Below are 12585 nucleotides of genomic sequence, written 5' to 3'. Positions count from 1 at the left end.
AAAAAATAACTTAACGAACGGCTTTCATCTTCAAATAAATTAATACTTTACTAAACAAGAAGGCTGATACGGGTGTATCAGCCTTCTTGTTTTATTATAAATTTCAGTATGTCTCGTTAGACTTTAATCTCTACATCAACACCACTGGGAAGCTCCAGCTTCATCAAAGCATCAACAGTTTTTGTGCTGTTTGAGTAGATATCAACCAGTCTTTTGTAAGTACAAAGCTGAAACTGCTCTCTCGACTTTTTATTTACGTGTGGTGATCTCAACACAGTAAACTTTTCCTTGATAGTCGGAAGAGGAATAGGTCCGCTTACTACTGCACCAGTAGTTTTCACAGCTCTCACAATTTTTTCAGATGATTTATCAACCAAATTGTGATCGTATGACTTAAGTTTTATTCTTATTTTCTGATTCATAGCTTTAATTAATTAAACGGCCGCTCCTTTTACTTCTTCTATAACTTTGTCAGCCAGGTTCTTAGGAACTGGATCGTAATGTGAGAACGTCAATGATGCTGTAGCTCTACCAGATGTGATAGTTCTAAGGTCAGTAACATATCCGAACAACTCAGACAAAGGAACATCTGCTTTAATAACCTGAGCAGCTCCTTTAGTATCCATACCTTTCATCAATCCTCGACGCTTGTTCAAGTCACCGGTAACAGAACCAGTATACTCATCTGGCGTAACCACTTCAACCTTCATGATAGGCTCAAGTAATTGAGGACCAGCTTGCTTAGCAGCGGTTTTAAAACCTAGTCTTGCAGCCATTTCAAAAGAAAGTGCATCCGAATCCACATCATGGAAACTACCGTGATACAATTCAACTTTCATAGCTTCAATAGGGTACCCTGCCAAAGGTCCATTGTTCATGGACTGCTCAAACCCTTTTTGGATAGCCGGGATGAATTCTTTAGGAATTACACCACCAGTAATACTATTTACAAATTGTAAACCTGGTTTAATAACACCATTCTCATCAGGATCAGCGGGGCTAAGTTTGAATACAATATCCGCAAACTTACCCTTACCACCCGTTTGCTTTTTATATACTTCCTTATGATCTACAAGAGAAGTGATTGTTTCCTTATAAGCAACTTGAGGTGCACCTTGATTAACCTCTACTTTGAATTCCCTTTTCAAACGATCCATGATAATATCAAGGTGAAGCTCACCCATACCTCTCAGAATAGTTTGTCCAGTTTCTTCATCTGTATTAACCTGAAGTGTAGGATCTTCCTCAACAAGTTTGGCAATAGCCATACCCATTTTGTCAACGTCTGCCTGAGTTTTAGGCTCGATCGCATATCCAATTACAGGTTCAGGGAACACCATCGACTCGAGAACGATCTTATGATTCTCGTTACAAAGTGTATCTCCTGTTTTTATATCTTTAAAACCAACTACAGCAGCGATATCACCGGCATGAAGTTGATCTATTTGATTTTGCTTATTAGCATGCATCTGGAAGATACGAGATATCCTTTCTTTCTTATTAGTTCTTGTATTGAATACATATGAACCAGAATCAAGAAGACCTGAATACGACCTTACGAAGCACAAACGACCTACGAATGGGTCAGTAGCAATTTTAAATGCTAATGCGGCGAAAGGAGCTTCAGGAGAAGGTTTTCTGGAAACTTTCTCTTCAGTATCAGGATTAGTACCTACAATATTATCTCTATCTAACGGTGATGGTAAAAGCTCCATCACATAGTTAAGCATGGTTTGTACACCTTTGTTTTTAAAGGCAGAACCACAAAGCATAGGTACGAAAGCCAGGTCTATAGTTGCCTTTCTTAAAGCAGCCACAACCTCGTCTCTTGAAATCGAATCAGGATCCTCGAAATACTTTTCCATTAAAGTATCATCGTATTCCGCAACAGACTCTAACAAATGCTCTCTGTATTCCTCAACCTCGTCCTTCATATCCTCAGGAATGTCTATTTCGCTATAAGTCATTCCCATGTCCTCCTCATTCCATACCATAGCCTTCATTTCAACCAGGTCAACAACACCTTTGAAAGAAGCTTCTGCACCAATCGGCAATTGAAGAGGAACGGCTTTGGTTCCTAACATTTCTTTAACCTGCTTACACACGTTTAAGAAATCAGCGCCATCACGGTCCATTTTATTTACGAAACCAATCCTGGCAACTTTATAGTTATCTGCAAGTCTCCAGTTAGTTTCAGACTGAGGTTCAACACCGTCAACCGCACTAAATAAGAAAACTAAACCATCCAATACCCTTAAAGACCTGTTCACTTCAACAGTAAAGTCAACGTGTCCCGGGGTATCAATAATATTTATATGATACTTATCTCCTTTGTAAGGCCAGAATACTGTAGTCGCAGCAGAAGTAATGGTAATACCTCTTTCTTGCTCCTGCTCCATCCAGTCCATAGTCGCAGCACCGTCATGTACCTCTCCTATCTTGTGGCTTACTCCGGTATAATACAGGATTCGCTCCGTAGTAGTAGTTTTTCCAGCATCGATGTGTGCAGCGATACCTATGTTTCTTGTTAATCTAAGATCTCTTGCCATTGTAACAGATATTAAAATCTAAAGTGTGAAAATGCCTTGTTCGCCTCAGCCATTCTGTGTGTATCATCCTTTTTCTTAACTGCAGCACCTTCACCTTTTGAAGCCGCTACAATCTCGCCCGCCAATCTATCTCTCATGGTCTTTTCTCCACGAAGGCGCGAATATCTAATCATCCATTTGATCCCCAGAGTGATCTTTCTTTCAGGCCTTACTTCCATAGGCACCTGAAATGTTGCACCACCCACTCTTCTACTCTTTACCTCCACTGAAGGCATGATGTTATTCAGAGCTTTTTTCCAGGTTTCCAAACCGTTTTCCCCGGTTTTACTTTCTACCTGCTCCATAGCTTCGTAGAAAATAGCATAAGCAGTACTCTTCTTACCATCTATCATTAGATAGTTTACAAATTTGGTAACCAGAGTATCCTGAAATTTAGGATCTGGCAGGATATACCTTTTCTTTGGTTTAGCTTTTCTCATTATCTTCTACTTATTTATTTTTTGGGCCTTTTAGCACCATATTTTGATCTTCTTTGTAACCTACCATTAACACCGGCGGTATCCAATGCACCCCTGATGATGTGATATCTTACACCTGGCAAGTCTTTTACCCTTCCACCTCTGATCAATACGATCGAGTGTTCCTGTAAATTGTGACCTTCACCCGGTATGTAAGCGTTAACTTCTTTACCATTTGTCAATCTCACCCTTGCCACTTTTCTCATAGCAGAGTTAGGCTTCTTAGGTGTAGTAGTGTACACCCTGGTACAAACACCTCGCCTTTGTGGACATGAATCAAGAGCAGGCGATTTGGATTTAGTTACCAACTTCTTTCTACCCTTTCTAACCAATTGTTGAATAGTAGGCATTTATATTTCTTTCTTTAGTTTTTATTCCATTTTAAAATTCGGACTGCAAAGGTAAAAAAAACAGTCTTACTAATCAAATACTTTATATAATAAATTCAACCCGAAGCAATACTTCGGGCTGAATTTATTTCTATTGATACAAAGGTTACTCCGTGTATCAGGCTTCCCCAACTGTCCCGCCAAAATTGAGCGGGAACTTTGGAGCTTCTTCTGTCTTCTTAATCGGGCCAAAGGTCTCTTCATACTTATGAATATTCTCATTCAAAGCATTCAGAAGCCTCTTTGCATGTTCAGGAGTAATAACTATCCTGGACTTCACTTTGGCTTTTGGCACTCCTGGCATAAGACGAATAAAGTCTATCACAAACTCGCTGTTAGAGTGAGCGATCATAGCCAGGTTTGAATAAACACCTTCCGCTACCTCTTCAGATAATTCAATATTGATCTGATTAGGATTTTCCTTCTTTCCCTTATTATCGTCAGCCATTATTAATTACCTTCCTGAAGTTGTCTCTCTTTAGATCCCTCTTTTGAGGCAACTAGTTCATTGTACTCGTCCTGAGATCCAACGATAACGTCTTTGAAAGATCTCTGCCCTGTTCCGGCAGGTATTAGATGTCCAACGATAACGTTCTCCTTCAATCCCAGTAACTGATCAGCCTTACCTCGTATGGCAGCCTCGCTGAGTACTTTAGTAGTCTCCTGGAAAGATGCCGCAGAAAGGAAGCTTTCAGTTTTAAGTGATGCCTGAGTAATACCCTGCAAAGTAGGTTTAGATACCGCTGGCATTGCCTCTCTCACCTCTACAGGTTTCAGGTCCTTACGCTTAAGCGTAGAGTTTTCGTCTCTAAGCTCTCTTGCAGTAATGATCTGTCCCGGTCTAAGGTTTTCTGAATCACCCGCATCAGTAACAACTTTCTTGTCAAGTACAGCATCGTTTTCTTCGCTAAATACAAACTTATCCACGATCTCATTAGTAAGGAAGCTCGTATCTCCCGGATCAACGATCTGAACTTTCTGCATCATCTGGCTTACGATAGCTTCAATATGCTTATCGTTTATCTTCACACCTTGCAGACGATAAACTTCCTGAATTTCATTTACCAGATACTCCTGAACAGCAGTTGGCCCTTTAATGGACAGAATATCTGCAGGAGTAATAGCACCATCAGAAAGCGGGTACCCTGCTTTTACAAAGTCATTATCCTGTACAAGAATGTGTTTGGACAATGATACCAGATACCTCTTTTTGATACCGTCTTTTGATTCAATAAAGATTTCCCTATTACCACGTTTAATACCTCCGTAAGTAACAACACCGTCAATCTCACTAACCACTGCAGGGTTTGAAGGGTTTCTAGCTTCAAAAAGCTCGGTAACCCTTGGAAGACCCCCGGTAATATCTCTTGATTTACCCATGGTTCGAGGGATTTTAGCCAGAATTTGACCTGCCTTAATCTTCTCTCCGTTTTCCACTGCAAGGTGAGCTCCTACCGGTATGTTGTATGACTTACCATCATCCTTGGTATTTACTCTTATAGCAGGGTTCTTTGTTTTATCTTTTGTATCGGTGATTACTTTCTCTCTGTGTCCTGTTTGCTCATCGGACTCTTCTTTGTAAGTAACACCTTCAATAATCGATTCAAACTCGATGGAACCGTCAAATTCAGAAAGGATTACAGCGTTATAAGGATCCCAGAAAACAAGTTCCTGTCCTTTTTCAACTTTCTGTCCTTCCTTCACTTTAAGGAATGATCCATAAGGTACGTGGTTAGTCATCAAAACTACGCCCCTCTTCTCATCGACAACCTTGATCTCCCCGGTACGACCCATGATCACCTCAACGGCCTCACCATCTTTATTGGTAGTTTTGATTGTTCTGATGCCTTCAAACTCAATCGTACCGTCGAATTTAGCTTTAATGTTTGCATCAACCGCAATGTTCGATGCAGTACCACCTACGTGGAATGTTCTCAATGTAAGCTGTGTACCTGGCTCACCGATTGATTGTGCTGCAATAACTCCTACTGCCTCGCCTGCATGCACCATGTTACCTGTTGCAAGGTTTCTTCCATAGCATTTCGCACAACCACCTTGTTTAGTTTCGCAGGTCAGAAGCGATCTGATTTCTACTTCCTCAATGCTGCTTTCATCGATGATCCTGGCGATCTCCTCAGTAATTTCCTCCCCGGACTCACAGATAAGTTCGTCTGAAAGTGGATCATAAATATCATGAACTGATACTCGACCTAGAATCCTTTCAGATAATGGCTCTACGATATCCTCATTATCTTTAAGTGCCGTTACAGTAAGACCTCTCAACGTACCGCAATCATCCTCAGTAATAACAAGATCCTGCGCTACATCCACGAGCCGTCTTGTAAGGTATCCTGCATCCGCAGTTTTCAAAGCGGTATCTGCAAGACCTTTACGAGCACCGTGAGTTGAAATAAAGTACTCAATTACGTCGAGGCCTTCTTTAAAGTTAGAAAGAATAGGGTTTTCAATAATTGCTCCCACAGATCCTGCAAGGTTTTTCTGAGGTTTGGCCATAAGTCCCCTCATACCTCCCAACTGACGAATCTGCTCTCTAGAACCCCTTGCACCTGAGTGCATCATCATATAAATCGAGTTGAACCCTTGATCATCCTCCGCCAACTTAGTCATCAACGTGTTCGTAAGCTGAGTATTTATCCTGGTCCAGATATCAATTACCTGATTATATCTCTCATTATCTGTGATAAGACCCATCAAGTAGTTATTCCATACGGCATCTACTTCTTCTTTGGCCTGTGCCACAAGTTCTTCCTTCTCTGCAGGTATCGCAACATCATTCAAGCCCATTGACAGACCGCCTTTGTAGGCCATCTGGAATCCAAGGTCTTTAATATCATCCAGGAAGTGCGCCGTTCTGGCCATTCCTGATATCTTGAATACATCAGAGATAATTTGCTGAAGTTTCTTTTTGGTAAGAAGTTCATCAACGAAACCAACTTCCTCAGGTATATGCTGGTTGAACAATACCCTTCCGGCTACAGTCTCAATAACTTTGGTTTCGAGTCCTCCCTTATCATTTCGAACTTTAGTTCTTACCTTAATATAGGCATGCTTTGAAAGCCTGTCTTCATTAATGGCGATAATCACTTCCTCCGCACTGTAGAACATCATTCCTTCACCTTTGACCGGCTTTTCCTCAGTGCCTCTTCTACCTTTTGTTACATAGTAAAGACCTAAAACCATGTCCTGAGAAGGTACGGTGATTGGGGCTCCGTTAGCAGGGTTCAGGATGTTGTGTGATGAAAGCATCAACAATGAAGCCTCTAAAACCGCCTCCTGACCAAGAGGTACGTGAACGGCCATCTGGTCACCGTCAAAGTCAGCGTTAAAAGCAGTACATACCAAAGGATGCAACTGGATAGCTTTGCCCTCGATCAGCTTAGGTTGGAATGCCTGTATACCTAATCTGTGCAGTGTAGGAGCCCTGTTAAGTAGAACCGGATGTCCTTTCAACACATTTTCGAGAATATCCCAAACAACAGGATCTTTCCTGTCAACAATTTTCTTTGCTGATTTCACTGTCTTTACAATACCTCTTTCTATCAGCTTTCTGATAATAAAAGGTTTGAAAAGTTCTGCAGCCATATCTTTTGGAAGACCACACTCATGCAATTTAAGCTCAGGACCTACTACAATTACCGAACGACCGGAGTAGTCAACCCTTTTACCCAAAAGGTTTTGACGGAATCGACCTTGCTTACCTTTAAGCATATCACTCAAAGATTTCAAAGCTCTGTTTCCATCAGATCTTACAGCATTAACTTTTCTTGAGTTATCGAAAAGTGAATCAACCGCTTCCTGAAGCATACGCTTTTCATTTCGTAGGATAACTTCGGGAGCTTTGATATCAATAAGTCTCTTAAGACGATTATTTCTGATAATAACCCTTCTGTAAAGGTCATTAAGGTCAGACGTCGCGAACCTACCACCATCAAGAGGCACCAATGGCCTCAGCTCCGGCGGGATCACAGGCACCATTTTGATAATCATCCACTCAGGACGGTTTTCAATCCTGCTTCTTGCTTCCCTAAATGCCTCTACTACCTTCAGTCTTTTAAGGGCTTCTGCCTTTCTTTGCTGAGATGTATCCGTAGCTGCCTGGTGTCTGAGCTCATAAGATAATTCATCCAGTTGAGTTCTTGCCAATAACATTTCAAGAGCCTCAGCTCCCATCTTAGCAATGAACTTGTTTGGATCATCATTATCCAACAGTTGATTCTCCCTTGGCATTTTATCAAGGATATCCAGATACTCATCCTCGGTAAGGAAATCCATCTTTGCCAGACCGTCTTCCTCTTTAATACCTGGCTGAATAACTACATATCGCTCATAATAAATGATCTGATCGAGTTTTTTAGTGGGTAACCCGAGCAAATAACCTATTTTGTTAGGTAGTGATTTGAAGTACCAAATGTGCGCAACAGGGACTACCAATTCTATGTGTCCCATTCTCTCTCTTCTTACCTTCTTCTCGGTAACCTCAACACCACATCTGTCGCAAATAATACCTTTGTATCTTATTCTTTTATATTTACCACAATGACATTCCCAATCTTTAACAGGACCAAAGATTCTTTCACAGAATAGTCCGCCCATCTCAGGCTTGTAAGTCCTGTAATTAATGGTTTCCGGTTGAGTGACCTCACCATGCGAACTCTCAAGGATCGATTCGGGTGATGCCAAACTAATGGTAACCTTAGAAAAATCAAGGTTTAGTTTTTTATTCTTTCTGAACGACATAGTTTGATTATTTAATGTCTATGATCAGGAGGCAGCCCTCCTGATCATGAATATTTTAAATATTAGTCTAAAGTAATTTCCAATGCAAGTCCACGAAGTTCATGAACCAGTACATTGAACGACTCAGGAATATTAGGCTTTTTCATGTTTTCACCTTTCACTATAGCTTCATAAGCTTTAGCCCTTCCTATTACGTCATCAGACTTAATGGTAAGGATTTCCTGTAGTACGTGAGATGCTCCGAATGCCTCAAGAGCCCAAACTTCCATCTCACCAAATCTCTGGCCACCGAATTGTGCTTTACCACCAAGCGGTTGCTGAGTAATTAATGAGTAAGGTCCGATAGATCTTGCGTGCATTTTATCATCTACCAAGTGACCCAGCTTAAGCATGTAGGCTATACCCACTGTAACCGGTTGGTCGAATCGCTGACCGGTGAGACCATCATAAAGGTATGCTCTACCGTACTCAGGCAAACCTGCCTCCTTCAACTCCCCGGCAACTTCATCCATGGAAGCACCATCGAAAATCGGGGTGGCATACTTTCTGCCTAATTCCAGACCGGCCCATGCCAATACGGTTTCATAGATCTGACCTAAGTTCATCCTTGAAGGTACACCTAGCGGGTTCAAACAAATATCAACCGGGGTTCCGTCTTCAAGGAAAGGCATGTCTTCGGTTCTAACGATCCTGGCCACCACACCTTTGTTACCGTGTCGTCCAGCCATTTTATCACCTACTTTAAGCTTTCTCTTTTTAGCTATATATACCTTAGCCAATTGTACAATACCTGCAGGCAATTCATCTCCAACTTCCAGTGTAAACCTTTCTCTCTTGAAATCACCAGCTATCTCATTACGTTTAATATTGTAACTTTTAACAAGTCTGAATACTAAATCGTTTACTTTCTCTTCTGTCGTCCAGTTATCAAGGATAACATCAGAAATCAAGTTCACCTCTTCAGGTACATTATATGTACTCTCGTCTTTGTAAATATTCTTTTCAGGGAATAAATTCTGTTCAATATTTCTACCATTGAACTTCACTCCTTTGCTGATAAGCTCATCACCAAATTTATGCTTAACTCCCTGACTTGTTTTACCATCCAGCAATTGAGTTAACTTCTCGATCATTTGAGATCTCAAAGCCAATAGCTGCTTGGAATATTTATTTTTAAGTATTTCTACTTCTTTTTTAGATTTTGCTCTAAGGTCTTTATCCTTCTTAGGTCGTGAGAAAAGCTTGGTATCTATTACTACACCTCTTAATGATGGAGGTGCTTTCATAGATGCATCTTTTACATCACCGGCCTTGTCTCCGAATATCGCCCTCAAAAGTTTTTCTTCAGGAGTAGGATCTGTCTCACCCTTAGGGGTAATTTTCCCTATCAGGATATCACCTTCCTTCACCTCAGCACCAACTCTGATGATACCATTCTCATCAAGGTGTTTTACAGCCTCCTCACTTACGTTAGGAATTTCAGAAGTTAATTCCTCCTCGCCACGCTTGGTGTCACGAACCTCAAGTTCATATTCATCAATGTGAATAGAAGTATAGATATCGTCACGAACAACTTTCTCGGAGATTACAATAGCATCCTCAAAGTTGTACCCTTGCCATGGCATATACGCCACCCTCAGGTTTCTTCCAAGAGCCAGCTCTCCGCCTTGTGTCGCGTACCCCTCTACAAGAGGTTGACCTTTAACAATTCTTTCTCCTTTTTTAACAATAGGAGTAAGATTGATACACGTATCTTGGTTGGTTCTCCTGAACTTAATCAGGTTATATGTTTTGAAATCATCGTCGAAATTAACTAGTAGATCATCCTCATCCATGTCATACTTCACAACGATTTTCTTCGCATCAACAAATTCTACCTCACCATCGGCTTCTGCAAGAATCAGAGCCCTTGAATCAAGAGCAACTCTTCCTTCAAGGCCAGTTCCAACGATAGGAGCTTCAGGTTTCATCAAAGGCACAGCCTGACGTTGCATGTTCGATCCCATCAAAGCACGGTTCGCATCATCATGCTCAAGGAAAGGGATAAGTGAAGCAGCAACCGACACAATCTGATTTGGAGCTACGTCCATATAACGAACTTCTGCAGGCTCCACAACTGGGAAGTCGCCTTCAAACCTCGCTTTTACCCTTTCATTAATAAATTGGCCATCATCCTTCAACGGTGCATTGGCCTGAGCAATGTTATGTGTGTCCTCTTCTTCCGCAGTAAGGTATTTTACATCACCTGACATCACTACCTTACCTTCATTTACCTCTCTGTATGGAGTTTCAATGAAGCCCATGTTATTCACTTTGGCATGAACACAAAGTGATGAAATCAAACCAATGTTAGGTCCTTCAGGTGTTTCAATCGTACACAACCTTCCGTAGTGAGTGTAGTGAACGTCACGAACCTCGAAACCGGCCCTCTCTCTTGAAAGACCTCCAGGTCCCAAGGCAGACATCCTTCTCTTGTGAGTAATTTCTGCTAGAGGGTTTGTCTGATCCATGAACTGAGACAGCTGATTAGTCCCGAAGAAAGAATTAATGACTGATGATAATGTACGCGCATTGATCAGGTCAACAGGCTTAAAATCTTCATTATCCCTTACGTTCATTCTCTCCTTGATTGTCCTTGCCATTCTGGCCAGACCTACGCCGAATTGAGTATATAACTGCTCACCAACAGTTCTAACACGTCTGTTGCTCAAGTGGTCAATATCATCAACCACTGCTTTAGAGTTAATCAGACCGATAAGATATTTAACAATAAGGATAATATCCTCGGTAGTTAATACTCTCTGATCTGAATCTATATCAAGACCTAACTTCTTATTGATTCTGTATCTACCAACTTCACCCAGGTCATATCTTTTTTCACTAAAGAACAAGCTCTGAATAATATCACGAGCTGTTTGCTCATCAGGAGCCTCTGTATTTCTTAACTGTCGATAGATTTGCTCAACTGCCTCCTTCTCGGAGTTAGAGTTATCTTTTGCCAACGTATTAAAGATGATCGTATAGTCTGTAACGTTAACATCTTCTCTATGAAGAATAACAGATTTTGATCCTGAATCTACAATAGTATCGATATCCTCTTCTGTAAGAATGTGATCTCTTTCAAGAAGCACTTCATTTCTGTCAATAGAAACCACCTCTCCGGTATCCTCATCAACAAAGTCCTCTGTCCAGGTCTTCAAAACCCTTGCAGCCAGCTTTCTTCCTGCAGCATTTTTAAGATCCTTCTTCGTAGCCTTCACTTCTTCAGACAAACCAAATAAGTCAAGGATATCTTTATCCGTGCCATACCCGATAGCCCTCAACAGTGTGGTTACCGGAAATTTCTTTTTACGATCAATATAAGCATACATGACGTTGTTAACGTCTGTAGCAAACTCTATCCATGAACCTTTAAAAGGAATAATTCTGGCAGAATATAATTTGGTGCCGTTTGTATGCTTACTTTGAGCAAAGAACACGCCTGGCGATCGGTGAAGCTGAGAAACGATAACTCTCTCGGCTCCATTGATCACAAAGGAGCCTTTCTTCGTCATATATGGTATATTACCCAGGAAAACCTCTTGCTCGATAGTTTCGAAATCTTCGTGGTCTTCATCATTACAGGTAAGTTTCAATTTCGCCTTTAAAGGTACTGAATAGGTCAGACCCCTGTCGATACTCTCATCGACAGAATACTTTGGAGGATCAACTATATAGTCGATAAACTCCAATACGAAGTTCTCTCTGGAATCCGTGATCGGAAAATTTTCAGAAAAAACTTTGAATAATCCTTCTTGTTCCCTTTTTTCGGCCGGAGTTTCCAACTGGAAAAAGTCCTTAAAGGACTGAAGTTGTATATCAAGGAAATCGGGATAATCTATTACTTTCTTAATAGATGAAAAACTGATTCTTGAGTTATCTTTTTTAGTAGCCAAGGCTTTAAAAATTTAAATTACAAGATGTTGTAAACGGCCGTGTCGTTTTACGGCCTGAAAATATGATGTTCGTAAGTAGCTACAAACAGCAAAAGACCCCGATTAGTTTACCGGGGCCTAACTTTTTGTTAGACGAGCAAATAATATGTCGCCAAGGTTTACTTTAACTCCACTTCGGCCCCAGCTTCTTCAAGCTGCTTCTTAAGACCTTCTGCTTCGTCTTTACCTACACCTTCCTTAATAGCTTTAGGAGCGCTGTCTACGATTTCTTTAGCTTCTTTAAGTCCTAATCCAGTTAATTCTTTTACTAATTTAACGATAGCTAATTTAGCTCCACCTGGTGACTTAAGGATCACGTCGAATTCTGATTTTTCAGCCGCAGCATCGCCACCGTCACCGGCTGCAGGTGCAGCAACAGCAACAGCCGCAGCAGCAG

The 12585-nt window shown here is 41.1% G+C and carries 8 protein-coding genes; all 8 read right to left on the bottom strand.

The features are described 5' to 3' along the window. Window positions 1-116 precede the first annotated feature (116 nt). Window positions 117-422 (bottom strand): 30S ribosomal protein S10, encoded by a 306-nt coding sequence (gene rpsJ / locus E1163_RS10430; protein ID WP_009581876.1) that lies wholly within the window; start codon window positions 420-422, stop codon window positions 117-119. A gap of 12 nt (window positions 423-434) precedes the next feature. Beyond that, on the bottom strand, window positions 435-2549 hold the full coding sequence (gene fusA, locus E1163_RS10425) for an elongation factor G (protein WP_155171385.1): 2115 nt from the start codon (window positions 2547-2549) through the stop codon (window positions 435-437). Window positions 2550-2560: 11 nt separating this feature from the next. After that, window positions 2561-3028 (bottom strand): 30S ribosomal protein S7, encoded by a 468-nt coding sequence (rpsG, locus tag E1163_RS10420; RefSeq protein WP_155171384.1) that lies wholly within the window; start codon window positions 3026-3028, stop codon window positions 2561-2563. Between the two features lie 14 nt (window positions 3029-3042). Beyond that, window positions 3043-3417, bottom strand: a complete 375-nt coding sequence (gene rpsL, locus E1163_RS10415) for a 30S ribosomal protein S12 (protein ID WP_009581870.1) — start codon at window positions 3415-3417, stop codon at window positions 3043-3045. A 157-nt stretch (window positions 3418-3574) separates the two neighbouring features. After that, on the bottom strand, window positions 3575-3904 hold the full coding sequence (locus tag E1163_RS10410) for a DUF3467 domain-containing protein (protein ID WP_155171383.1): 330 nt from the start codon (window positions 3902-3904) through the stop codon (window positions 3575-3577). 2 nt (window positions 3905-3906) lie between these two features. Beyond that, window positions 3907-8214 (bottom strand): DNA-directed RNA polymerase subunit beta', encoded by a 4308-nt coding sequence (rpoC, locus tag E1163_RS10405; protein WP_155171382.1) that lies wholly within the window; start codon window positions 8212-8214, stop codon window positions 3907-3909. A gap of 62 nt (window positions 8215-8276) precedes the next feature. After that, complete coding sequence (gene rpoB, locus E1163_RS10400) at window positions 8277-12149, bottom strand: DNA-directed RNA polymerase subunit beta (protein WP_155171381.1); 3873 nt, start codon at window positions 12147-12149, stop codon at window positions 8277-8279. 158 nt (window positions 12150-12307) lie between these two features. Next, the coding region (gene rplL, locus E1163_RS10395) for a 50S ribosomal protein L7/L12 (RefSeq protein WP_155171380.1) at window positions 12308-12585 on the bottom strand (278 nt) is incomplete at its 5' end.

Origin of the sequence: Fulvivirga kasyanovii, from assembly GCF_009711405.1 — a bacterium.
Classification (GTDB): Bacteria; Bacteroidota; Bacteroidia; order Cytophagales; family Cyclobacteriaceae; genus Fulvivirga; species Fulvivirga kasyanovii.
Note: the sequence above shows the minus strand (reverse complement) of the source record. Positions and strands in the feature narration are given on the sequence as shown.